We start from the raw sequence: 24835 nt of genomic DNA, 5'->3' as shown, positions 1-24835 counted from the left end.
CGAACGGACGATTCCCTACCCCGCCGCCGATCGTCCCCGAGGCGCCGCGAACCGTTCCGCGAGGGCCTGGACCTCGTCGTAGCCCGGAACGCCCTCGGGCAGGGGCAGTCCCGACGCCACCGCCTCGGCCGCGGCGAGGGCCCCGGCCAGGGCGGCGCGAAAGAGCAGCGAACCGCAGCTCACACGGCGCACACCCAACTCGGCGAGGACCCGCGGCGGGGGACCGGTGGGGGAGTGGAGGATGTTGAGCGGAACGCGCAGGGCACCGGACAGGGCGGCGATCTCCTCCTCGTCGCGCAGGCCGGGCACGAACACCCCGTCGGCACCGGCCTCCTCGTAGGCGGCGGCCCGGTCGGCCGTCTGCCCGGTGTGCCCGGGCAGCCACCACGTGTCGGTGCGGGCGTTGAGGAACAGCGACGGCGCCGCATCCCTCACCGCGCGGACGACCTCCTGCTGTCGCCCCACGTCGGCCAGCCCGCCGTCCGGGAGGCCGTCCTCCAGGTTGATCCCCGCGATCCCCGTCCGCTCCAGTTCGGCGGCCAGCGCGGCGACCTGTGCGGGCGACCCGCCGAAGCCTCCCTCGACGTCCACGCTGACCAGCACGTCCAGCCGGGACAGGCCGCGGGCCAGCCGCAGCGTCTCCTCGCGCGTGTGCCCCTGTCCGTCGGGAAGTCCGGCCGCCGCGGCCACCCCCAGGCTGGTGGTTCCCACCGCGCGGAACCCCGCCGCGGCCAGGGCGGCCGCCGACGCGTGGTCCCAGGCGTTGGGCAGGAGCAGTGGGTCGCCCTCCAGGTGCAGGGCGCGGAACCGCTCACCGGGGGCCGGCTCCTCCGGGGACCGGTCGGTCCGGGGGCGGCCCGGCGGGATGCGGCCGGAGTCGTGCCGGGCGGCGCGGACGCCGGTGTGCCCGCCTGCGCGTTCTGCTGGTGAGGTCATGGGGGGACGTTACGGCCGTGTCGCTTCGGTCCCCGCCGAAGTGACGCGGTCCGGACGGCCTCACCACGCACCCGCGGCCCGGTCGACGCGTTCGGCGGGGACCGCCGGGACCGGGCGAACGGAGCCCCGCCGCGGCTTCGGGCCGTCGCATCGGCTGACCGTAATCCTTTCCTTACGTGACCGTGAATCAGCTTATCGGGGCGCCCTTCATGAACAATTCACATCACGACATGTCCCGATTTCATGGAATTCATTCACGGGGGAGTTCCTGGAGTCGGTGCGCCCGGCGCGGGTGAGTGCGGGTTTGTTCCTCCTGGTCAGGGTCCCGATAAGAGAACAGGAGGTGCCTGCGGGCGCGAGGACACTCCTCCTGGTGGTCGATAAGGACCAACGTAGTTATGGGACATGCATTCCTCTCCCGATTCCAATGGGAATCGTGATTATCTTGCACGTCCCGAATGGCCGGTCCTAGGGTTGTCAACGGTTTACGGAGCGCTGCCTGGGCGTCAACGGCCCTGGTCAGCCCACGTATCCGAACAGGCGTGACCCCTTTTCCTCCCGATCCGCTCCGCGGAGTCCCCTCAGACCCGGCGGAGCGGGCACGCGACCACACAGGAGAGACCCGGCGGATGTCGATCGATTCAGCTCCCGAGATACGAAGCGGCAAGCAACAGAGCCTGGGGACCGCCGCCGCGCGCAACCTGGCGACCACGACCAAGTCCGTTCCGCAGATGCAGGGGATCAGCTCCCGCTGGCTGACCAGGATGCTCCCGTGGGTGCACACCGACGGCGGCGCCTACCGGGTCAACCGGCGGCTGACCTACACCATCGGCGACGGACGCATCGAGTTCTCGCAGACCGGTGCGCAGGTCCGGGTCATCCCCCAGGAGCTCGGCGAGCTGGCCCTGCTGCGCGGCTTCGACGACGTGGACGTGCTGACGGCCCTGGCCGACCGCTTCGTCCAGCGCGACTTCGAGCCCGGCCAGGTGCTGGCGGAGGAGGGCACCTCGGCCGACCACCTGTACCTGCTGGCGCACGGACGTGTGCACAAGACCAGCAGCGGCCACTACGGCGACACCAACTGGCTGGGCGTACTGGCCGACGGCGACAAGTTCGGCGACCGCTACCTGCTCGACGCCGAACCCCGGTGGGAGTTCACCGTCAAGGCCGCGACGGCGGGCACGCTGCTGGAGATGCCCCGGCGCGAGTTCATCGCGATCCTGGACGACTCGCCCACCCTCCAGGCCCACGTCCAGGAGTACCTGTCCCTGCCCGAGCAGCGGCAGAACAAGCACGGCGAGGCCGAGATCGCCCTGTCGTCGGGCCACGTCGGCGAGGCCGAACTCCCCGCCACCTTCGTCGACTACGACCTCAAACCGCGCGAGTACGAGCTGGACGTGGCCCAGACCGTGCTGCGGGTCCACAGCCGGGTCGCCGACCTCTACAACAAGCCGATGAACCAGACCGAGCAGCAGTTGCGACTGACCATCCAGGCCCTGCGCGAGCGCCAGGAGCACGAACTGGTCAACAACCGCGAGTTCGGCCTGCTGCACAACACCGAGTTCAAGCAGCGGATCCAGACCCACGAGGGGCCGCCCACGCCGGACGACCTGGACGACCTGCTGAGCATGCGCCGCAACACCCAGTACATGTTCGCGCACCCCAAGGCCATCGCGGCCTTCGGCAAGGAGTGCAACAAGCGGGGGCTGAACATCGGCACCGCGGAGGTCGGCGGCCACCACCTGCCCGCGTGGCGCGGCGTTCCGCTCCTGCCGTGCGGCAAGATCCCGGTCTCCGAGCACCAGACCTCGTCGATCATCGCGGTCCGCACCGGGGAGGACAACGAGGGCGTCATCGGCCTGTACCAGACCGGGCTGCCCGACGAGGTCGAGCCCGGCCTCAACGCGCGCTTCATGGGCATCGACGACAGGGCCGTCATCTCCTACCTCGTCAGCACCTACTACTCCGCCGCGGTGCTCGTCCCCGACGCCGTCGGGATCCTGGAGAACGCCGAGGTCCACCCGCGTGGCTGAGATCCGGGCACTGTCAGGGAAGGAGGTCTGAGACGGTGTCACCGCTGTCCACGACACCGGCCACCGCCGCCTCCCCGGAGGTGGTGGGCCTGGTGGAGGCCCTGCTCCGCGACCCGCGGCGCCCGGGGAGACGGGACCTGCTGGCGCCCGCGTCCGCACCGGCCCCGCGGACACCGCCCGCGCCCCGGCTGCCCGTCGGGCGCTCGGGGACCGGGACGTCGGCGCTCCGGCTCCGGCTGTCCTCGCCGCACCCGGCCGACCAGAGCCCGAGCACCGCCGCGGCGGGCATCGCACCGGGTATCCCCGCCCATCCCGTGGGAGCACGCCTTCCCGGAGCTCCCGCGACCGGCGCCGCCCGCCCGCGAGGCGGCACGAAGCGTCCGGAGGACGACGGCTCGCCGGGGGAGCGGGGAGGGGGCGAACAGGTCCCGGCGCTGTACTGCCCGCCCGCCATGCGCGACGACCCCGCCCTGGGGGACGAGGTCGACGGCCGGCTGGTCGAGTGGGCCGCGGAGGTGGGTGTCTACCCCGGCCAGCTCGACCGCGTCCGCGCGGCCGGGTTCGGGCGCCTCATCATGCTCGCCCACCCCGAGACCGACGACCCCGACCGGCTGCTGGCGGCGGCCAAGTGCGCCCTGGCCGAGTGGTCCGTGGACGACCACTACGTCGACGGCGAGGCGGAGGAGGCGCATCCGGAGCTGCTCGGACAGCGCCTGGCGATCGCGCACTCGGTCATCGACCAGGCCCACCTGCCGCGGCGCTACGCGCCCCAGTTGGAGGAGGTCGTCCGCGGGGACCCCGTGATGGTCGCCCTCCGCTCCAGCCTGGCCAACCTGGGCGCCTACGCCACGGCGGCGCAGGTGCGCAGGCTCCGCCACGAGCTGGCGATCATGTTCGTGGCCTACAACCAGGAGGCCGTCTGGCTGGCCACCGGGCACAGGCCGCCGGTGTGGGAGTTCCTCATGCACCGGCACGAGAACAGCTTCGTGCCGTGCATGGCGCTCATCGACCCGGTCGCCGGATACGAGCTCCCCTGGGCGGAGTTCGCCCAGCCGAGCGTGCGCCGCGTGTTCACCCTGGCGGGAAGCGCGAGCGTGATCGTGAACGACCTGTACTCGATGGGCAAGGAGGACGTCACCGACCTCAGCCTGCCCAGGCTGATCGCCTCGGAGGACGACTGCTCGCTGAGCGAGGCCGTCCAGCGCACCGTCGAGGTCCACGACGAGCTGATGCACGCCTTCGAGGCCGAGGCCGCCGCACTGGCGCTCAGCGGCTCACCGGAGCTGCGCCGCTTCCTGTGGGGCCTGTGGGCCTGGCTCGGCGGCAGCCGCGAATGGCACGCCCGCAGCCCCCGCTACCACGGCGCGAACGGCTCCTGAGCGGGGCGCGGTCCGCACGGCCCGCCCCGAACCGCCCGCCGCCCCGACGCGCCCCAACCCGCACTCCACCCGGCCCCGACCGGCCGGGACACCACGACAAGGAGCTCCCTCCCATGACAGAGACCATGGCCCCCAGCGTCCTGCGCACCGCCTACCAGAAGTCCGTGGCGGCGTACTGGAACGCCGAGAAGGACCCCGTCAACATCCGCCTCGGCGACGTCGACGGCCTGTACCACCACCACTACGGGATCGGCGACTACGACCACTCCGTGCTCGAGGGCCCTGAGGAGACCCGCGACGAGCGCGTCATCCGGGAGATGCACCGCCTGGAGACCGCGCAGGCGAACCTGCTCCTGGACCACCTGGGGCCGATCTCGCCCGACGACCGGATCATGGACACCGGCTCGGGGCGGGGCGGCACCAGCTTCATGGCCCACCAGCGCTTCGGCTGCCACGTGGACGGGGTGACGATCTCCGAGCAGCAGGTCGCCTTCGCCAACGGGCAGGCCGAGGAGAGGGGTGTGGCCGACCGGGTGCGGTTCCACTTCCGCAACATGCTCGACACCGGTTTCGAGGCGGGCTCCCTGCGCGCCAGCTGGAACAACGAGTCCACCATGTACGTGGACCTGTTCGACCTCTTCCGCGAGCACGCCCGCCTGCTGGAGTACGGCGGCCGCTACGTCACCATCACCGGCTGCTACAACGACGTCACCGGAGGCCGCTCCAAGGCCGTCAGCCGCATCGACGAGCACTACACCTGCAACATCCACCCCCGCAGCGCGTACTTCAGGGCGATGGCGGCCAACGGCCTCGTCCCGATCGAGGTCGTCGACCTCACCGAGAGCACGATCCCGTACTGGGAGCTGCGGGCGCGGTCCTCGGTGGCCACCGGGATCGAGGACCCCTTCCTCACCGCGTACCGGGAGGGAAGCTTCCACTACCTGCTCATCGCGGCCGACCGCGTCTGAGCCGTCGCGCGGCGGCGCGGCCCCGCGCCGCCGCGACCCCGCATCCGCCGTCGAACGTTCGAACGTGGAGGACGTCCATGCCCACCGGTCCAGCCGCCGACCACCGCTCCACCGCACCTTTGGCCGACCCGGAAGCCGCCTTCGCCCCCGGCCGCGCGCCGGTCATGCTCGAACTGGTCGACGAGGACGGGACGACGGTCGGCACCGCGGAGAAGATCTCCGCGCACCTGCCTCCCGGGAGGCTGCACCGGGCCTTCTCGGTCTTCCTCTTCGACGACCGCGGCCGCCTGCTGCTCCAGCGCCGCGCCCTGGGCAAGTACCACTCTCCGGGGGTGTGGTCCAACACCTGCTGCGGCCACCCGCACCCCGGGGAGCCGCCCTTCGTGGCCGCCGCCCGGCGCACCTGTGAGGAGCTGGGCACGGCCCCCGCGCTCATGCGTGAGGCCGGGACGGTGCGTTACAACCACCCGGACCCCGACTCCGGGCTGGTGGAGCAGGAGTACAACCACCTCTTCGTGGGCCTGGTGCGCGGCCGGCTCCGCCCCGATCCGGACGAGGTCGCCGAGACCGCGTTCGCCGACTCCGCGGAACTGGAGCGCATGTGCGGGGACCTGCCGTTCTCGGCGTGGTTCCCCACGGTGGTCGACGCAGTGCTGCCCGCGGTGCGCGAACTGACCGGGAGCCCCGAATGGTGACTCCGCCCCCGCGGACGGTGCGTCCCGTGCGGTGACGGCGGTGCGGGGCGCCCGGCCGAAACGGGCGGCCCCGCACCGGGCGGTCGATGGGCTGGTCGGTCCTACCCGCCGTGGACCTACACCGCGTAGCCGTACTGCTCGGGCCACGCGGGGCGCGCGCCCAGTTCGGCGGCGGCGCGGTGGGCCCAGTAGGGCTCGCGCAGCAGTTGGCGGCCGAGCATCACCGCGTCGGCGCGGCCCGAGGCGACGATCTCCTCGGCCTGGCGGGGGTCGGTGACCAGACCGACGGCGGAGGTGGGGACACCGGCCTCCTGGCGGGCGCGCGCGGCGAAGGGCACCTGGTAGTCGGGGCCGACGGGGATCCGGGCGTCGTGGACCACGCCGCCGGTGGAGACGTCGAGCAGGTCCACGCCCCGGGCCTGCAACTCCTTGGCCAGGAGGACGGTGTCGTCACCGGTCCAGCCCCGGCGGGTGTCCCCGGCGTCCTCGCTCAGCCAGTCGGTGGCCGAGACGCGGAAGAACACGGGCAGGTCCTCGGGCCAGACCTCGCGCACGGCCTCCACGACCCGCAGCGGGAAGCGCGTGCGGTTCTCGAAGCCGCCGCCGTAGGCGTCGGTGCGGTGGTTGGCCGCGGGGGAGAGGAAGGAGTGGAGCAGGTAGCCGTGCGCCCCGTGCACCTCGGCGACCTGGAAGCCGGCGGCCAGGGCGCGCTCGGCCGAGGCGGCGAAGTCCGCCACCAGCTGGTCGATCTCCGCCTCGGTCAGCTCGTGGGGGGTCGACAGCCCGGAGAAGGCCTCGGCGCTGGGGGAGACCGTCTCCCAGCCGCCCTCGGCCCCGGTCAGGTGGCCGCCGCCGAGCCAGGGCCTGTTCGTGGAGGCCTTGCGCCCGGCGTGGGCGAGCTGGACGGCCGCGACGGATCCGTGGGAGCGGATGGCGGCGGTGACACGGGAGAAGGCCTCCTGCTGCTGGTCGTTCCACAGTCCCAGGTCCCAGGGGCTGATGCGCCCGTCGGGGCGCACCCCGGTGGCCTCGGCCATCACCAGTCCCGCGCCTCCGAGGGCCCGGTCGGCCAGGTGCGCGAGGTGGAAGTCGGTGGGAGCTCCGGCCTGATCCCCCTCCGAAGCGGCCGAGTACATGCACATCGGGGACATCCACACGCGGTTGGGGATCGTCAGCGACCGCAGGGTCAACGGGGTGAACAAGGAGCTCACGGTGCGTCCTTCGTCTCGGCGTCGTCGGTGGCGGCCGTGGGGCCGACGCTCGTACGATACATGTCGTACTACGAAGCTTGTCAAACTACGGCAATGCTCGTACTTTGTGATGTGAGCCGCGCCGACGAAGGGTCAGAGCATGTCCAGGAACAAGGCCGTGCCCGAGCGGCGGCTCCACCACCCCGACCGCGACGAGATCCGTCTGGAGTCGGTGCTGAGCGCGCTGTCCGACCCGATACGCCTGCGGATCGTGCGCGAGTTGGCGCGGGGCCACGACGACATGGCCTGTATCGCCTTCGACCTCCCGGTGAGCAAGTCCACCTCCACCCACCACTTCCGGGTGCTGCGCGAGGCCGGGGTGATCCGCCAGTACTACGAGGGGACCTCGCGCATGAGCCGACTGCGCGAGGACGACCTGGAGGCGAGGATGCCCGGTCTGCTCAGCGCGGTCCTGGGCGCCGAGTAGGCCGTGGACGACCGGTGGGGTAGCCGGCCGCAAGCGGACGCGGGCGGCCCGAGGCATCCCGGGGCAGCCCCGGAACGCCGGGGGCGGTCCCCGGGCGGTGGGGCCGCACCCGGCAGGGGGCGTCGGCGGCGTGGAGCCGCCGGTCGCGGGTGGGACCCGTGCCCTCAGGCGTCGCAGCTCCGGCAGCGGCGTGTGGCGACGCGTTCGGTGTTGCCGTGCGTGGCCCGGGCCGGGGATCCCGCGCTGAGACGGCGCCACAACCGAGGGTCGGGATCGGTGATCCAGCCCCACAGCGGTGCCTTCACCTCGGACTCGGACTGGTGCAGGCAGCCGGGCCGGTGGGCCACGCCCCTCGGCGAGATGAGGATGGCCTTCCCCGGCAGGTGCGCGTCCCCCGTCGCGGCGCCGGCGCCCTGACCGCGGGTGCCCTGGCCGTCCCGGCCGAGCGAGCACGCGCATCCGCCGCCGACGGGGAGTTCACAGAAATCGCAGCGTTCCATGGGCCTCATGATGTACGGCCCCTGTGACCAACGGGGGTCGTGAACCCTCCCCGTTTCGCTCCGCCGGTGCAAGGCCAGGCCACGGCGCCCGATGGCCGGAAGCGGCCGTCTCCACGAGGGGGACGGCCGCCGCCGGGTACCGCCGACGGAGTGGAGGACCGGTGGACGCCCGGTGAACGACCGGGGACACCCGTCCCGGGACGCGTGCCCGCGTGCCGTCCTCGGAAGGACCAAAGGCCGGTGCGCGCGTTCTGTTCCGGCTCGTAGGTTGTGGGTGTTCGCCCCTCGCCCCCTGTTCACCCCTGGAGCACCGTGACCACCCCACCCCTCGTCGACACCACGGTGTCGCACTCGGCGCGCGTCTGGAACTACTGGCTGGGAGGTAAGGACCACTACCCAGTGGACCGGGAGGCGGGCGAGCAGATCGCCGCGGTCCTGCCCGAGATCGTGGACATCGCCCTGGCCACCCGCAGCTTCCTCATGCGCGTCGTCACCCACCTGGTGCGAAGCGAGGGCGTCGACCAGTTCCTGGACATCGGCACCGGTCTGCCCACCGCCAACAACACCCACGAGGTCGCCCAGGCCGCGAACCCCGCCGCACGGGTGGTCTACGTCGACAACGACCCGCTGGTGCTGGCCCACGCGCGCGCCCTGCTGAGCGGAGCGCCCGAGGGCGCCACCGACTACGTGCACGCCGACCTGCGCGATCCCGCGGCCATCCTGGCGGAGGCGGCGAGGACGCTGGACCTGGGGCGTCCGGTGGCGGTGACCCTGTTCGGCGTCCTGCCCTTCGTGGGCGAGGACACCGAGGCCAGGGCGATCCTGGACCACCTCATGGGCGCGCTGCCCCCGGGCAGCTTCCTGGCGATCGTGCACAGCACCAGCGCGGTGACGGGGGAGGCGATGGTCGAGGCGGTGCGCCGGTGGAACGAGGCCGGGTCGGCGGTGTACCACCTGCGCACCCCCGAGCGGCTCACCGCCCTGTTCGACGGCCTGGAGCTGGTGGAGCCGGGCGTGGTCTCCTGCCCGCTGTGGCGGCCCGAGCCCGCACAGGTGGGGTGGGCCAGGGAGATGGACGAGTACTGCGGCCTGGCCCGCAAGCCCTGAGCCTTCGCGGGCCCGAGCGCCCTCTCCTGGCCGAGCCGTGGGTGGCCGGCGGTACCGGTGATCCCCAAGGCGACGTCCGAACCGGCGTGAACGTGGCCGGGCTGCTCTCAGTGGCGACCATGGACGGGGTCGCCGTCGCGCCCGGAACAGCCACCGCGATCGCGAGAGCGGTTGAGCGGGGCCTGCCCCGAATCGGTCACCGGCCATCACGAATCGGAGTGGCCGGCCTTCTCGCGGGGTTCGTCCGAGTATGCGTTCGAGAGCGCACTCGGCGAACACCGAGGCTTTTCCATTCCCGGTCCGAGCATGTCGGGCAGGGGTGACGGGGCTGTTGACGCGGGTGATGAAGCAGCGAAGCCCGCGCAGAAGGCTTCGGGTTCCGCTGGTAAGAAATAGGATTCCCGCCGTGCATCCTTTTCAAACCTTCGTCCCAAGAACAATGGGATAAACAATATTGATCTGGCCGGGACTCTTGGAATGCGAGATGGATTTGGCTACCGTGTCTTGTGGACGGGCCGGTAGGCTGGCGAGGGCCCGCCCGGGGAAGGGGAACATGGACAACGGAGAGGGCTGAATCCGGGCATCCAGGCGCCCGGTCCGGTCAGGGATCCGGGCGCACAGAAAAGCACCGGTGGCGCCTAGGGCCACTCAGCGGCACTCAGCCATCGTTCTCCATTGACGTTCTCTCTTTTGCGGGTCTTTTGCGCGAAGCATGTACTATCCCGGCCACACCCATGATATTCCGTAACGCAGGTCGGGTGTGATGTCCTCGTTCTCGAATATCCTGTAGAGGTACCTCCCTTCGTCGAGGTGCTCCAGGTGCCGACCCTCGCTGGGCGGAGGCTCCAGTTCCCCTTCGACCTCCTGGGAACTGACGAACCACCACGCGCGGACCGGAAGATGCGGTTCTCCGAACCTGAGGTGGAACTCTATGCGCCTGGTGAAGGAAGTGCGAGGACGCCACACGATGACGGGCCTGCACGTGGCGTCGCTGTTCACACTGATCCGGGAGCCGAAGGAGTAGACGCCGTCCGTGGGGGCGAGGTCCTTGTGGATGCTGATCCTGGCGAGGAGGTCGCCGCTGACGGTCTCCGAGCGCTCGACCACACGGCAGCCGTAGAGGCTCTCGATATCCAACAGGCCGGTTTTGTTCTCGTTGAAGTACCGGTGGGTCACCGTCAGTTCGGGGCTGGTCTGCGGTGATGTCGCCCTCACCCACCGCGTGACGTCCTGGGTCCGCAGGACGCCGGTGTCGGAGAAGGCGCACGAGTAGGAGATCGCCTCCACCGCGAGCTCTCCCTGGGGCGCGATCGGGCGCAGCGGGAAATCACGCAGATGGGCCCTGTCGGACACCTGGAGGCCGTCGTCCAGGTAGCGGGCGACCTGTTCTGTCGCCTTGTTCTCGCGCCGTTCCATGGTGCGCAGGTTGTCCACGTGGAGGCGCCGCATCTCGGAGTCCGGTGAATTCCTCAGGTCGCGGTTGTAGTTCCTGCGGCGTTCCATCAGGGTGCGCTGCCGGTACCGCAGGTCCAGGCGCAGCGCCACAAGCAGGGACTCACGGAATTTGGGATCGCCGATGGAGTCTATGAGGTGGGTGAGTTCCATGATCAGGCGGTCGGCCGTGACCTCTTCCCCCCGGGACTCGATCCTCTCCCGAAGGGTGCGTTCGAGAAGGGTGCTCTCCGAAAGCCTGTCCGGCGTGCAGCCGATCCCCCGGCGCAGCTCTCTCAGGGCATGCCCGTACTCTCCCTGTGCATGGGGAATGCTGACGTACATCGGATGTACCCTTCACGTCCCCTGGATGTGCGCTTATCCGAGAATAGTCCCCAAAATGGACATTTCCGGGTGTGAAGGGTTTAGCTTAACCTTGAGTCGGGTCCTCCGCAAGAGGTCCCGAACCCAGGTCCCAGCTTAGCCTCCCAAGCCACTGGCCGGGTCTCGGGCCCGACGCGTTTCCCACTTCTTTTCCCGTCTGCGTGACGGCACCGCAGAAGAAACAAAGGATCATCGGAGGTGTGCGTCGTGAACGTCACCGTCATCCTGGTCACCGCTACCGCGATCACGTTCTTCCTCGTCGGGGCCGTCCTGGTCGCGACCTTCGCCATGGCCGCCCTGTCCCACAACCAGAACCGCATGCAGAGGCGGTTGCGCCACTGGCAGGACGAGGCCGTGCGCCTGAGCCGGGCCGGCGACCCCGAGCGCTGACCCCGCCGCCCCCGCCGGCCCCGTTGAACCCACTGGCCTGACCAGCGCCTTCCCGCGGTGCTGCCGCCCCGCCCGGGCGACCGCTCGGGCGGGGCGGCAGCCGGACGGCGCGCCCCCATCGGTCGTCCGGAAACTTTCCGGCTATCCTCCCGGGCTCTGCCGGGCGGGTCGTTCCCCGTGGGGAATGCACGTCACAACATGTCCTGAATTCAGGAGAATCACTGCGGTGGGCGTTCGGGGCCTCACGGTGGTTACCGCCCGCGGGTTCCCACTGGTCAAAGCCTTACGTGAGTGTTCGGGAGAGGGTAGGAGCTTGTATCCGCCGTTGTCGCATCAGATAAGTCCCTAGGTAGGTATTGGACAGCCTTTTCTCGCTTCGTGTGGAAAAAAATCTGGTCTCCCTTGCGCATTTCGAATGCCCTCTTCTAGGATGATCATCAGATTCGAAGAGGCACCCGCAGCCAGCGGGTCCGGTTGACTCGTGCAGGCAATCCCCTCCCCCCTCCCCCCGGTCCGCCCCGTGAGGTCCCCTCAACCTTGCGGGGCGGACACACCAACGGGCCGTGAGGGATCCGGACGGTACCGACCGGGACGCGCCCCGATCCGCGAAGCGGCGGATGGCGGGCGGCGGAGCCCGAAGTCCCGTGGCCCTACGGCAGGACGCGGCGCGGCCCCTCGGGCGGGAGCGGGCGCGCACCCCACTCCCGGGGGTAGCCGAGGGAGACCTCGACGTGGGGAACGCCGTCGACCACGATCGTGCGCGGGATGTGCAGGTGCCCGTAGACGACGGCGCGGGCCCGGTAGCGCACGTGCCAGTCGGCGGTGGCCTCGGTGCCGCACCACTGGGCGAACTCGGGGTAGCGCAGGATCCGGGTGGGCTCGCGCACGAGCGGGAAGTGGTTGACCAGCACCGTGGGCAGGTCCGGGTCGAGGGAGTCCAGCCGTGCGCGCGTGTACTCCAGCCGGGCACGGCACCAGGCGTCGCGCCCGGGATGGGGATCGGGGTGGAGCAGATACTCGTCGGTGCACACCACCCCCGCCTCGTGGGCGACGGCCAGCGCCTCCTCCTTGGTGCTGGTGCCCTCGGGGCGGAAGGTGTGGTCGTAGAGCACGAACAGCGGGGCGACGACGACCGGCCCGTCGGGGCCCGGCCAGAGGGGGTAGGGGTCCTCGGGAGTGTGCACGCCCAGGCCGCGCAGGGCCTCGACCAGGTACTGGTAGCGCTCCTGTCCGCGCAGCTGGAGGGGGTCCGCGGGCACGGTCCACAGGTCGTGGTTGCCGGGTACCCAGACCACGGTGGCGAACCGGTCGGCCAGCAGTTCCATCGCCCAGAGGATGTCGGCGGTCGTCTCGGCGACGTCCCCGGCCACCAGGAGCCAGTCGTCCTCCGAGTCCGGTCGCAGGTCCTCGGTGAAGGCGCGGTTGTCGCCGTGCCGGACGTGCAGGTCGCTGATGGCCAGCAGGCTCATCCCACCGTCCTCACGTGTCGGCGCCGGTTCGCGGCCACCCTACACAGCGCTCCGGTGCCCGGTGCCGACGGGATCCACCCGGCGCGGTCTTAGGTTTGTTCGGTGGACTCGGTCCTGTGTCGCTGGGGGGTGGCGGTGCCGACGGGGTCCACCCGGCGCCCGGCGCGCAGGTGGTGGACGAGCACGGCGAGCGTCGCGGCCAGGAACACCACCTGCATCGCGGTGCGGACCGGCAGGTTGTCGGTCAGGCCCGTGCTCACCTGGGTGGTGATCGCGTGAACGTTCGCCGGGAACATCGCGACCAGGAGGACGCCGAGTCCGGCCGCGGCCCAGGGCGAGGTCCGCGCCCACAGCAGGCCCGCCGCGCCGGCCAGTTCGAGGATCCCGGTGACGGTGACCAGCAGCTCGGGTGCGGGCAGCGCGGGCGGGACCATCGCCACCATCACCTCGCGCATGCCTACGAAGTGGGACACGCCGGTCAGGGTGAACATGGCGGCGAGCCCGCCCCGCAGGGCCGGCGGCCACGACCGCAGGGGGCGTACGCCCGCGGCGCCGAGGGCGAGCAGCAGGGCGGTGACGCCGACGAGGACGATGAGGGGTGCCATGGGGTTTCCTCCCGGGCCCGGCGCGGAATCTTTCCACTGGAAATATTCCTCCACGCGCACTCATCTTGTCAATGGAAAGATGCGGTTCGCCCGCCTCGGAGCGAGCCGGCCCGTCGGACGGGTCGAGCGGCGTGCACGCTCGCCGGGCGTGATCATCGCCATCCCGGCGCCGTGTCGCTGAGAGGTCCGCCACTGTCACGGCGTGTGTAGGATGCCGCGGGTGATCGTCGCGCCACGGTCACTCCAGGTCCGTGGTGTCCCTACCTCCCCGCCGCGGCCCGAACCGAGGCGGCACCCTCGTTCGACGCCCCCCGCGTCCGGGTGTGCGCGCCTCTTCCACCGGATGACCACGAGAGGTAGAGATGACCCCTGAGACCGTCGGCCTCGCACTCCTGCTCCTGGGGGTGCTGCTCCTGGTATCGAAGCTGGTCCGGGTCAAGTGGAAGCTGACCCAGAAGCTGTACCTGCCCGGTTCGATCATCGGCGGCGGTATCGCGCTGCTCCTGGGGCCCGACGTCTTCGGGAGCCTCATGGGCTGGATGGCCGACCGGGGCCTGGGCGGGGGCTTCGCCGAGCGCGCGGCCGAGGGCGGACTCTTCGGCACCGAGGTGATGTCGGTCTGGTCCGCGCTGCCCGGCCTGCTCATCTCGGTGGTCTTCGCCAGCCTCTTCCTGGGCAAGCCCATGCCGAGGTTCCGTGAGGCCGCGAGCCTGGCGGGACCCAACCTCGCCTTCGGGATCACCATGGCCAGCGGCCAGTACGTCATCGGCCTGGTGCTCGCGCTGCTGGTGCTCGTCCCCCTGTTCGACGTACCGGTCTTCTCCGGCGCCCTGATCGAGATCGGCTTCCTGGGCGGGCACGGCACCGCGGCCGGCCTGGGCGGCACCTTCGACCGGGCGGGCTGGGCCGCGGGGCAGGACCTGGCCCTGGGCATGGCCACCGTGGGACTGCTCTCCGGGATCATCGTGGGCATCGTCCTCATCAACTGGGGCGTGCGCCGCGGCAAGTCCAACGTGATCAGCGCCGACGCCAGAGGAAGCGACGACGAGCAGGCCGGACTGGTCGAGCACGGCAAGCGCACGCCGGGCGCGACCATGACGGTCCACCCCTCCTCCATGGACCCGCTGACGCTGCACTTCGGCCTGGTGGCCCTCGCCGTGCTGATCGGCCAGCTCCTGCTCATGGGGTTGCAGTGGCTGGAGCGGGCGCTGTGGGCCGAGACCATCGAGGTCATGGCCTACGTGCCGCTGTTCCCGCTGGCCATGATCGGAGGCATCGTCCTGCAGGTGTTCATCGACCGGTTCGACCGGGGCGACGTCGTGGACCAGAAGACCGTCGAACGGATCCAGGGACTGTCACTGGACGTGCTGATCATCGCCGCGATGGCCACCCTGTCGTTGCAGGCCATCGCCGAGAACTTCGCCACCTTCGCGATCCTGGCCGTCTCGGGCGTCCTGTGGTCACTGTGCGCCTTCCTGTTCCTGGCGCCCCGGATGATGCCCGGTCACTGGTTCGAGCGGGGCATCGGGGAGTTCGGCCAGTCGCTCGGCGTCACCGCCACGGGCTTGGTCCTGATGCGCGTCGTGGACCCGGAGATGAGGTCGCCCGCCTACCCGGCGTTCGGCTACAAGCAGTTGATCTTCGAGCCGTTCTTCGGCGGCGGCCTGGTCACCGCGGCCGCGATCCCGCTGATCATCAGTCCCCAGGTGGGCCCGGTGGGCTTCCTGGCGATCATGGCGGTCGTGCTGGCGGTCAGCCTGCTCACCGGTCTGTTCGTGCTCGGACGCGGGCGCCGGGGCCGGGGCGGCGCCGCACCCGTGCGGGAGGCGGAGAAGGTCTCCTGAGACGGCGGGGGCGGGCACCCCGGCGCGCGCCGCGTCGGGATGCCCGCCCCCGTGCGTGGCCCGGTGGCCGTGCTCTCGGAAGACCGTGTGTGCACACGGCCCGCGGCGTCGGCCGGTCCGGGAGGGCCGCCGGTGGCCAGCGGGTCGGGCCCGCGCACCGCGACGGAACCGGTGCCCCACGGGGACGGACGTCCGGTGCCTCTCGTATGTGGGCGTTACGCTCCGTCTCCGCTGGGTAGCGGCAGGGCTCGTGGGGGAGAGCGAGGTGACCGGTCTCGGCCGCCCGCCGGCCGTGGTGGCCTCCGTCTCCAGACACGGCCCCGATCCTGGGCGTACCCGCCCGGCACGACCGTGCCCGGAGGCGCACCCCTCCCCGCAGGACGGGACGGCCTGAGAGGTGGAGATGACCCCTGACACCGTCGGACTCGCACTCCTGCTCCTGGGAGCGCTGCTGCTGGTGGTGAAGCTGATCCGGGTCCGGTGGAAGCTTCCGCAGAGACTGCACGTGCCCGGCTCGGTCATCGGAGGCGGTATCGCGCTGCTCCTGGGCCCCGGTGTCCTCGGAAGCCTCATGGGGTGGCTCTCCGACCGAGGATGGGGCGGGAGCCTCACCGCGGGCCTGGCCCGGGGCGGTCTCTTCGGCCCCGACGTGGTCTCGGTCTGGGCCGCTCTGCCCGGCCTGCTCGTCTCGGTGGTCTTCGCCACCCTCTTCCTGGGCAAGCCCCTGCCCCGGTTCCGTGAGGCCGCGAGCCTGGCGGGGTCCAACCTCGCCTTCGGCGTCACCGTCGCGAGCGGCCAGTACGTGATCGGGCTGCTGCTCGCGCTGCTGGTGCTCGCCCCGCTGTTCGACGTGCCGGTGATCTCCGGAGCGCTGATCGAGATCGGCTTCATGGGAGGGAACGGCACCGCGGTGGGTATGGGCGACACCTTCGACCGGGCGGGCTGGGCCGCGGGGCAGGACCTGGCCCTGGGCCTGGCCTCCGTCGGCCTGCTGTCCGGGGTCATCGTCGGGATCATCCTCCTCAACCGGGGCGCGCGCCGAGGCCAGTCCAGCTTCATCGGCCCCCAGGCCGGGAACACCGGCAAGGAGCGGTCCGGGCTGATCGAGCGCGGTGACCGCTCCGAGGGGTCGACCATGACGGTCCACCCCTCCTCCATCGACCCGCTGACACTCCACGTCGGCCTGGTCGCCCTCGCCGTGCTGATCGGCCAGCTCCTGCTCATGGGATTGCAGTGGCTGGAGCGGGCGCTGTGGGCCGACGCCATCCAGATCATGGCCTACGTACCGCTGTTCCCGCTGGCCATGGTCGGCGGTGCCCTCCTCCAACTGCTCATCGGCCGCTTCGACCGGGGCGACGTCGTGGACCAGAGGAGTGTCGAACGGATCCAGGGACTGTCACTGGACATGCTGATCCTCACCTCGATCGGCACCGTTCCGCTGCGGGGCATCACCGCCGACCTCGCCGTCTTCGCGATCCTCGCCGTCGCGGGCGTCCTGTGGTCGGTGTGCGCCTTCCTGTTCCTGGCGCCCCGGATGATGCCCGGCCACTGGTTCGAACGGGGCCTCGGCGAGTTCGGCAAGTCGCTCGGCATCACCGCCACCGGCCTGGCACTGATGCGCATGGTCGATCCGGAGATGAAGTCGTCCGCCTACCTGGCGTTCGGCTACAAGCAGCTGGTCTTCGAGCCGTTCTTCGCGGGCGGCCTGGTCACCGCGGCCGCGATCCCGCTGATCCTCAGCCCTCACGTGGGCCCGGTGGGCTTCCTGGCGATCATGGCGGTCGTGCTGGCGGTCAGCCTGTTCACCGGTCTGTTCGTGCTCGGGCGCGGCCGTCGGCGCTAGGGTGCCCACGGCCGCACGGGAAACGGAGAGGATCTCCCGGCGCGCATGGTCGCGCACCCACCCGGGCCCCGTCCACGGGGATGCGACCGCCCGCACGCTCCGCCACAATCGCTCCTGTGGAAAACGGATGTACCGTCTCCACGGTCACGTAGCGTTATTGACGTGGAGGGCGTCCGCGGCGCCCGGGCAGGCACGAGCACACCAACCGAAGGGACGGCCCATGGTCGAACGCAGAGCCCTCGACATGGACTCCCCGGCGGTCAGCGACCGGTTCCGCCTGTTCAACTTCACCCGGCGCGACGACCACGTCACCTACCTGTGGATCCTGCGGGCCATGGACCGCCTGCGCGAGGTCCACCAGGTCCAGGTGGCCCCCGACGACGTCGCCGCCGCCCTGCGCGAACTCGCCGCGTCCCACGACCAGGTGCCCGTCGCCGACCGGAACCTGCGCGACCGCCTGGACGAACTCCACGCCGACCGCGTCGTGCACCGCTTCGACGACGCCTCCCGGGCCGGGAACCTCACGCGCTACCGCAACCGCCAGTCGGTGTACCAGTTCAGCGAGCTCGGCTACCGGGCCTACCAGTCGGTCGAGAACCTGCTGGGCGCGCGCATCGAGGACGTCAACCTGTCCCGGCTGGTCTTCTCCGAGGTCCTGGACGACCTGCGCGCCCTGGCCGAGGCCAACCGCACCGGACAGGACGAACAGGTCTACCGCAGGCTCTCGCGCCTGGACTCGGCCATGGAGGACATGGGGCGCCGCTCCGCCCAGTTCCACGTCACCCTGGGTGAGATCCTGCGCTCCACCGACGCCTCCCCGGACATGTTCCTGCGGCACAAGAACGCCCTGCTGGTGCACATGAGCGACTTCACGGCCGAGCTCGACCGCTACCTGCCCCGCCTGGACCGGGCCGTGCGCGAGGTGGAGGCCACCGGGCTGGCCACGCTGCTGTCCCGCGCCTCCGGGCGCGACGAGCGCCTGTTCATGGAGCGCGACGAGCGCCTTGCGGACTGGCGGCGCCGCTGGCGGGCACTGCGCGCCTGGTTCGCCTCCGACGACGACGCCATCCCCACACGCGCGGCCGAACTGCACTCGGCCACCCGCTCCGCGGTCTCGGGCGTCATCGCCCTGCTGCGCCAGATCACCGAGGCCCAGCGCGGCGGCGTCAACCGCTCCACCCAGCTTCGGCACCTGGCCGAGTGGGTGTTCAACACCCCCGACGACGGCGCCGCGCACGCCCTGATGGGCGCCGCCTTCAACGTCCGCTCCGCCCGGCACCTGGGCGTGGCCCACGACGACGAGGAACAGATCACGCCCAACACGACCTGGTGGGACGCCCCCGGGGTGGAGGTGTCGGTGACACTGTTCCGCAGTGGCACCGCGCCCACCACGGGCGTGCCCAAACCGGTGCGGCGCAACCCCGGCGCCCAGGCGCGCCTGCGCGGACGGCAGGCCGCCGGCCGGGCCGCCGAACGCGAGGCCGCCGCCCGCCTGATCGAGCGGGGCGCCCACGACCGCGTCCTGGACGAGGCCGACACCCGCGTCCTGCTGCGCCTGGTCACCCGCGCCCTGGAGGGGCGCACGGTCGTCGCCGGACGCCTGTCCTCGGCCGCCGGCGCGGGCGACGGCACCATGGTCCGCCTGGTCCCCGACCCGGCGGGCAGCACCGTCCGCACCAGCCAGGGCCGCCTGCACCTGCCGGGCCTGCGCCTGGAGGTCACCGGCCACCGGACCCGAACGAAGAACGTGTGATGCCCCGACTCTTCGCCCGCACGGTCGCCCCCGCCGACCTGGGCTCCTACCAGCAGGCCGTGCGCCGTGTCCTGACGTGCGACCTCATCACCGCCGCGCGCCCGCGCCCCGGCGTCCTGGACCAGGTACTGCGCTGGGCCGACGAGCTCGCCGCCGACCTGGAGCGGCTCTTCGGCTACACCCTGGTCGCCACCACCGGCCACGTGCGCCTGGTCCGCGAGATCGACGCCCTGGACCCCACCCAGCGCCAGACCTTCTCGCGCAGGGGCAGGCCCTTCGACCGGCGCAGGCTCGCCTACCTGTGCCTGCTGCTGGCCGCCTTCCAGCGCTCGCAGATCGAAATCAGCCTCGCCGACCTGGTCGGCCGCCTCACCCCCACCGCCAACGCCGTCGAGGGGCTGGGCTACGACCCCACCGACGGCACGCACAAGGCCGCGCTGGTCGACGTCGCCCACTGGCTGGTGGACCGGGGCGCCCTGCACCTGTCCGACGGGTCCCTGGAGGCCTGGGCCGCGGGCGGCGAGCAGGGCGACGCCCTCTTCGACATCGACCACGAGGTGTGCGAGGTGCTGTTTCGCCCGGCACGCCCGGTCCAGCACCTGAGCAGCGCGGCGGGACTGCTCTCCGACCCGCTCACCGAGGGCTCGCCGCGCGAGCAGGCGGCCCGCCGGGCCCGGCGGCTGCTGGTGGAGCAGCCGGTCGTGTACTACGCCGACGTCGAACCCGCGGTCGCCGCCGTCCTGCGCGGCCGGGGCGTGGCCGAGGACCTGGCCCGCGCCACTGGGCTCAGGGTCGAGCGCCGGGCCGAGGGCGTCCTGCTGGCCGACCCCGCCGGCACCTTCACCGACCGGCCCTTCCCCGGCAGGGGCGGCGCGGTCAACCGCACCGCCGGACTGCTGCTGGCCAAGGTGGCCGATCTGTTGGAGACCTCCCTGGCCGCGCTGGTCACGCTGCCCGTGCCCCCGCACGCCGCCGACCAGGCCGAACTCGTCCGGCTCGTGGACGCCGGGCTGCCCCGCGACGGCGTCGTGGCCGAACTCGCCTGGACGGTGGAGCCCTCCTCGGGAACGCGGGAGGGTGAGGCGAACGCGCGGCTGGAGGCCCCCCTGGTCGAGCGCGGCCGGTGGGAGACCATGATCCACGAGCTCTTCGCCGAGTTCGGCGCCTCCTCCTTCGGCGGCGCCTGGCAGCAGGACCCCTACGGCCTGCTGGACGCCGCACTGGCCCTGCTCGCCGAGCTCTCCCTGGTCCGGCCGGTCCCCGGCGGCGCCCTGGTGCTCCCGGCCGCCTCCCGCTACCGCAACCTCCAGGGCGCGCTGCCCGAACGCGCCGACGCGGGCCAGCTTCCCCTGGGACTGTCCGACCTTCGGCCCTCCGACGACGCGCAGCCCTTCGACGGGGCGCCCGCCGATGCCGAGGAGCCCGCCGCGTCCGCAGAGGCCGCCGCGCCCGCCCCCGCAGCCGACCACATTTGCGCGGAAGGAAACTGATGTCCCCCAGGAGCGACCGATTCCGGCCCAGCCGTGCCGGTGTGATCAACGTCTGGGACTACGTCGACGAGGAGTTCGTCTTCGCCGACGGGCGCCTCGTCCTGCGAGGACACAACGGCTCGGGCAAGACCAAGGCCCTGGAGGTGCTCTTCCCGTTCATCCTGGACGGGTACACCGACGCCCGCCGCCTCGATCCCTTCAGCGGCCAGAACCGCACCATGAAGTCCAACCTGCTCTACCGCGGCCAGGACGCCGAGTACGGGTACGTGTGGATGGAGTTCGCCCGCCCGGTGCCGGACGCGGCCCCGGCCCCGGACCCGGCCTCCGCGCCCGCCCCGGGCCTGGGGAGCGCGGGCACCGAGACGGTCACCCTGGTCGTCGGCCTGCGCGCGCACAGGCACCGCGACGGCGTCATCCCCTCCTTCTTCGTCACCGACCAGCGCCTGGGCGTGGACTTCGGCCTGCTCGCCTCCGACGGGCGCCCGCTCACCGAGAGGCAGCTCAAGGCGGCCCTGGGCGAGACCGCCTTCCAGTCCACCGCCGCCGACTACCGCCGTGCCGTGGACGCCCGCCTGTTCGGCCTCGGCGAGCGCTACGTCCAGCTGCTCGACCTGCTCCTGGCGCTGCGCCGTCCCCTGCTGGCCAAGGACCTGGACCCCGAGAAGGTCTCCGAGACCCTCACCAGCGGACTGAGCCCCCTGGACGAGGAGCTCGTCGACCAGGCCGCCCGCGACTTCACCAACCTGGCCGCGGTGCAGCGCCGCTTCGACCAGGCCACCACCGCCCACGCCGCGACCACGGCCTTCGTGGAGGAGTACGCCTCCTACCTCACCCTCCACGCCCGCCACCGCCTGGCCCGCGTGCGCACCGCCACCGGGCAGACCGCGGAGCAGGCCCGAGCCATCACCGAGGCCCGCGACACCCGTGAGCGGGCCGCCCTCGCGCACGCGACCGCCACCAAGCAGGCCGAGGAGCACGACGCGCAGGTCCGCCGGCTCGCGGCGCGCAGGAGCGGGCTGGAGGCACACGAGGCCTTTCGCAGCCACGCCGCCCTGGAGATCGAGCGCGCGCACAGCGCCGAGACCGCGCGCCAGCTGGAGGAGCAGCGGGGCAGGCTCGACGAGCAGGCGGGAGAGGTCACCGCCCTGAGGCGGGAGGCCGACCAGGTCGCCGCCAGCCTCGAACACGGGCGGGCCCGCACCCGTGAACTGGCCGCGGAACTGGCCGAGACCGTCGCGCAGGCCGGACTCGACCACGACGGCGAGGGCCCCGTCGACACCGGCGACGACCTGCCCGTCACCGCCCAGGCGCGCGCCACCGCACGCCGCGCCGACGTGGCGGCGGTACGCGAGCTCCTGGGCGACCTCGCCCGGGCCGAGGCCGCGCGCGGCACCGCGGAGAGGGCCGGTGCCCAGGCCGACGACAGGCTCCGGCTGCGTGAGCGGGAATGCGAGCGGGCGGACGGGGAGCTGGCCGCCGCCCGCCGCGCCGCCGCCGAGGAGCTCACGGTGTGGGCCGAGCACTGGGCTGAGGGCCCGGCCCCGGTCACCGACGCCGCCTGTGCGCGTGCCCTGACCGAGGCTCTGGAGGGCTTCGGCGAACCCGGGACTCCCACCCTGGCGGAGGTCTACGGCGAGCACACCGACCAGCGGCGCCTGGACGCCGCCGCGCACGTGCGCACCCTGGAGACCCGCCGCGACCAGCTCGACGCCGAGGTCGGGCCGCTCACCCGCGAGCGCGAGGACATCGCCGCCGAACGCGACGACGCGCCGCCCGCCGACGACCGGCGCACCGCCCCGCGCGAGGGCCGCCCCGGCGCCCCGTTGTGGCGGCTGGTCCGCTTCGCCGACGGGATCCCCGACGCCGACGCCGCAGCGGTCGAGGGCGCCCTGCACGGCGCGGGCCTGCTCACCGCCTGGGTGCACCCCGACGCCGACGCCACCAGCGCCGCCCTCGCCGACGGCGACGCAGACGCCTACCTGCTGCCCGGCGACGCCACCGTCGCGGGCCGGGGCCCCACCCTGGCCGACGTGCTGGTGCCCGAGCAGCAGGACCTGGTCCCCGAGCACGTCATCGCCCGTGTCCTGGAGTCGGTGCGCCTCACCGACACCGAACCCACGGGCCCCACCGTCATCGGGGGAGCGGCCGCGCACACGGTCAGCACCCGGGCGCACTTCTCCCAGGGGGTCCTCGTGGGCGCGCACCCCAAGGCCGCCCCCGAGTTCGTCGGAGCCACCAACCGCGCCCACCGCCGCCGCGAACGCCTGGCCGACCGCGACGCTCGCATCGCCGGGCTCACCGAGCAGCGCGCACGGATCACCGGGCAGATCGACGGGGCCGGCGAACTCCTCAAGGCCTTCTCCCAGGCACGCACCGCCCTGCCCGACACCACCCCCGTCGACCGGGGCGTGCGCCGGGCCGCGGAGCAGTCCGCCCTGCTGGCCTCGGCGCGCGCCGAGAGCGAGGAGCGCCGCCGCGAGCTGGACGCCGCGGTCGCCGAGGTGGACGCCCACCGCCACCAGGTGCGGTCGGTGGCCACCGAACGCGCCATGCCCGTCCACCCTGGGGCCGTGGACGCCGTCGCCCGGGCCGTGGACGACTTCATGGAGACCGCCCGCGCCCTGCACGCCGCACGTACCGAGGTCGCCCGGCACACCACCGACCTGGACGGTCGAAGGGAGACCCTCACCCGGCTGGGCGGACGGCTGGAGCAGGACCGCGAACGCCATGAGGAGCGGGTGCGCGAGCACGAGCGGGCCGCCGCCGAGCTGGCCGCCAAGCTGGACGGCATCAGCGCTCCCGTCCAGGAGGTCATGGCCGAGCTGGAACAGGTCAAGGAGGACCTGCGCGGGGCCCGCGAGGCCCACCAGCGTGCGGAACGGGAGGCCGCGGCGGCCCACGAGTCGATGATCCGGGCCGACGAGAAGCTGGAGGGCGGACAGAGGGCCCTCACCGAGGCGTTCGCCACCCTGTTCGAGCAGGCCGACGCCTTCGCCGCCCTCACCCACCCCGACCTGCGCGCCACCCTGGGCGTGGACACCGCGTCCGCATGGCCCGACCGCGACTCCTGGCCCACCGCCGGACGGGCCGCGGAGCAGATCCTGGAATCGGTCTCCTCCGATCCCGAGGCGACCGTGCGCGCCGTGCTCCCGGGCCGGGCCGCGGAGCTGCTCGACGCGTTCGACGCCTCCGTCGGCTCCGGTCCGGCCGTCACCGAAAGCGGCCTCAAGTCCGCCTCCACCCGGATCTCCGGTGCCCTGCGCGTCTTCCAGGACACCCTGGGCGGTGACGCCGAGGGATACCGGGTCGACCACGACCTCGGTGTCAGCGGGGTCATCACCGTGTTCGTCAACGACGAGACCGGCCGCAACCCCGTCTCCGCCTTCGCCCGCGTCATCGCCGAACGGGTCGAGGAGCAGGGCGCGCTGCTGCGCGACGAGGAGCGCGGCGTGCTGGAGGACGAGCTGCTCACCGGGATCGCCCAGCAGATCCACGAGCGGGTGCGCATCGCCCGCGACCTGGTCGCCGGCATGGACCGCGACACCCGCTCGCGTCCCATGTCCTCGGGGACGCGGATCGGGATCCGCTGGAGCCGCTCGGACCGCGCCACAGAACACCAGGCCACCGCCGCACGCCTGCTCAAACGCGACGCCCCCGGCCTGGGCGACTCGGGGCTGACCCGGCTGCGCGAGGTCCTGCGGGAGATGATCGGCGAACACCACGCCGCCCACCCCCGCGCCACCTACAAACAGGTCCTGTCGGCGGTGCTGGACTACCGCACCTGGTACCGGTTCGAGCTGCGCATGGCCGTGCCCGGGCAGGAGGAGGTCAAGCTCACCAAGAACAAGCACGAGCAGATGTCGGGCGGGGAGAAGTCCGCCGCGATCCACCTGCCGCTGTTCGCCGCGGCCAACGCCCTGTACACCTCCGCCAGGTCCACCTGCCCCCGGATGGTGGCCCTGGACGAGGCCTTCGCCGGGATCGACGACCGCTACAAGCCCGAGCTCATGGGGTTGACGGTCACCTTCGACCTGGACATGTTCATGACCGGGCACGACCTGTGGGTGCACTACGACAGCGTGCCCATGGCCGCCCACTACGACATGCACCACGACAAGGGCGCGCACACCGTCTCGGCGATGCTCATGCTCTGGGACGGCACCCAGACCGTCGACGCCGACGCCGGGTTCTCCGGCAACGAGGAGCTGGCCGCCGAGCTGCTGGGCATCACCCCCAGCCGGTTCGCCCCGCTGTCGTCGGCCGGGACCCTGCTGGAGGAGACCGGTGAGTGAGGGGGCCGTCCCCGGCGGCCTCCGCCGGAGGAGCACCGC

General features: G+C 72.0%; 18 protein-coding genes. 12 read left to right on the top strand and 6 right to left on the bottom strand.

The annotated features are described in order from the left end of the window. Positions 1–15: 15 nt before the first annotated feature. Positions 16–936 carry an isocitrate lyase/PEP mutase family protein gene (locus tag NOSIN_RS11105; RefSeq protein WP_077690664.1) on the bottom strand — a complete coding sequence of 307 codons (921 nt, stop codon included), beginning with the start codon at positions 934–936 and terminating at the stop codon, positions 16–18. A 629-nt stretch (positions 937–1565) separates the two neighbouring features. Here NOSIN_RS11105 and NOSIN_RS11100 point away from each other — a divergent pair. From NOSIN_RS11100 to idi, 4 genes are all read left to right on the top strand, one after another. Next, positions 1566–2969, top strand: coding sequence for a family 2B encapsulin nanocompartment shell protein (locus NOSIN_RS11100; RefSeq protein ID WP_077690663.1), 1404 nt, complete (start codon positions 1566–1568; stop codon positions 2967–2969). Between the two features lie 35 nt (positions 2970–3004). After that, on the top strand, positions 3005–4348 hold the full coding sequence (locus NOSIN_RS11095) for a family 2 encapsulin nanocompartment cargo protein terpene cyclase (RefSeq protein WP_375539645.1): 1344 nt from the start codon (positions 3005–3007) through the stop codon (positions 4346–4348). A 113-nt stretch (positions 4349–4461) separates the two neighbouring features. After that, entirely contained in the window at positions 4462–5316 is an 855-nt protein-coding gene (locus NOSIN_RS11090; RefSeq protein ID WP_077690662.1) for a geranyl diphosphate 2-C-methyltransferase, read from the top strand. A gap of 77 nt (positions 5317–5393) precedes the next feature. Then, positions 5394–6011 carry an isopentenyl-diphosphate Delta-isomerase gene (gene idi / locus NOSIN_RS11085; protein ID WP_077690661.1) on the top strand — a complete coding sequence of 206 codons (618 nt, stop codon included), beginning with the start codon at positions 5394–5396 and terminating at the stop codon, positions 6009–6011. A 116-nt stretch (positions 6012–6127) separates the two neighbouring features. Here the strand turns inward: idi and NOSIN_RS11080 are convergent, their stop codons facing one another. Then, the gene (locus tag NOSIN_RS11080) at positions 6128–7222 is read right to left on the bottom strand and encodes an NADH:flavin oxidoreductase/NADH oxidase (protein WP_077690660.1); all 1095 of its coding nucleotides are present in this window, start codon (positions 7220–7222) and stop codon (positions 6128–6130) included. Positions 7223–7361: 139 nt separating this feature from the next. Between NOSIN_RS11080 and NOSIN_RS11075 the strand changes: the two genes are divergently transcribed. After that, complete coding sequence (locus NOSIN_RS11075; protein WP_077690659.1) at positions 7362–7688, top strand: ArsR/SmtB family transcription factor; 327 nt, start codon at positions 7362–7364, stop codon at positions 7686–7688. A gap of 164 nt (positions 7689–7852) precedes the next feature. Here NOSIN_RS11075 and NOSIN_RS11070 read toward each other — a convergent pair whose 3' ends face one another. Further along, complete coding sequence (locus NOSIN_RS11070; RefSeq protein ID WP_077690658.1) at positions 7853–8188, bottom strand: hypothetical protein; 336 nt, start codon at positions 8186–8188, stop codon at positions 7853–7855. Positions 8189–8500: 312 nt separating this feature from the next. Here NOSIN_RS11070 and NOSIN_RS11065 point away from each other — a divergent pair, with 312 nt between their 5' ends. Continuing rightward, positions 8501–9295, top strand: a complete 795-nt coding sequence (locus NOSIN_RS11065; protein ID WP_143832918.1) for an SAM-dependent methyltransferase — start codon at positions 8501–8503, stop codon at positions 9293–9295. Positions 9296–10012: 717 nt separating this feature from the next. Here NOSIN_RS11065 and NOSIN_RS11060 read toward each other — a convergent pair. Then, positions 10013–11071 (bottom strand): hypothetical protein, encoded by a 1059-nt coding sequence (locus tag NOSIN_RS11060; protein ID WP_077690656.1) that lies wholly within the window; start codon positions 11069–11071, stop codon positions 10013–10015. Between the two features lie 246 nt (positions 11072–11317). Here NOSIN_RS11060 and NOSIN_RS11055 point away from each other — a divergent pair, with 246 nt between their 5' ends. Continuing rightward, positions 11318–11500 (top strand): hypothetical protein, encoded by a 183-nt coding sequence (locus NOSIN_RS11055; RefSeq protein ID WP_143832917.1) that lies wholly within the window; start codon positions 11318–11320, stop codon positions 11498–11500. A gap of 650 nt (positions 11501–12150) precedes the next feature. On the opposite strand, the gene NOSIN_RS11050 is transcribed toward NOSIN_RS11055, so the two are convergent. Next, complete coding sequence (locus tag NOSIN_RS11050; RefSeq protein ID WP_077690654.1) at positions 12151–12969, bottom strand: metallophosphoesterase family protein; 819 nt, start codon at positions 12967–12969, stop codon at positions 12151–12153. Positions 12970–13058: 89 nt separating this feature from the next. Continuing rightward, positions 13059–13574 (bottom strand): DoxX family protein, encoded by a 516-nt coding sequence (locus NOSIN_RS11045; RefSeq protein ID WP_077690653.1) that lies wholly within the window; start codon positions 13572–13574, stop codon positions 13059–13061. Positions 13575–13936: 362 nt separating this feature from the next. Between NOSIN_RS11045 and NOSIN_RS11040 the strand changes: the two genes are divergently transcribed. The 5 genes from NOSIN_RS11040 to NOSIN_RS11020 all read left to right on the top strand — a co-directional run bounded on the left by NOSIN_RS11040 (position 13937) and on the right by NOSIN_RS11020 (position 24796). Then, entirely contained in the window at positions 13937–15418 is a 1482-nt protein-coding gene (locus NOSIN_RS11040; protein WP_077690652.1) for a sodium/glutamate symporter, read from the top strand. 403 nt (positions 15419–15821) lie between these two features. Continuing rightward, positions 15822–17261, top strand: a complete 1440-nt coding sequence (locus NOSIN_RS11035) for a sodium/glutamate symporter (RefSeq protein ID WP_077693536.1) — start codon at positions 15822–15824, stop codon at positions 17259–17261. Between the two features lie 220 nt (positions 17262–17481). Beyond that, the gene (locus NOSIN_RS11030; protein WP_077690651.1) at positions 17482–19014 is read left to right on the top strand and encodes a TIGR02677 family protein; all 1533 of its coding nucleotides are present in this window, start codon (positions 17482–17484) and stop codon (positions 19012–19014) included. After that, positions 19014–20504, top strand: a complete 1491-nt coding sequence (locus NOSIN_RS11025) for a DUF2398 family protein (protein ID WP_077690650.1) — start codon at positions 19014–19016, stop codon at positions 20502–20504. The genes NOSIN_RS11030 and NOSIN_RS11025 overlap by 1 nt, the downstream gene beginning before the upstream one ends. Then, positions 20504–24796 carry an SbcC/MukB-like Walker B domain-containing protein gene (locus tag NOSIN_RS11020; RefSeq protein WP_077690649.1) on the top strand — a complete coding sequence of 1431 codons (4293 nt, stop codon included), beginning with the start codon at positions 20504–20506 and terminating at the stop codon, positions 24794–24796. Before NOSIN_RS11025 ends, NOSIN_RS11020 begins: the two co-directional genes overlap by 1 nt. Positions 24797–24835 lie beyond the last annotated feature (39 nt).

The sequence above is a fragment of the Nocardiopsis sinuspersici genome, from assembly GCF_001998325.1.
Classification (GTDB): Bacteria; Actinomycetota; Actinomycetes; order Streptosporangiales; family Streptosporangiaceae; genus Nocardiopsis; species Nocardiopsis sinuspersici.
This window is presented reverse-complemented; position numbering and strand designations above follow the sequence as displayed.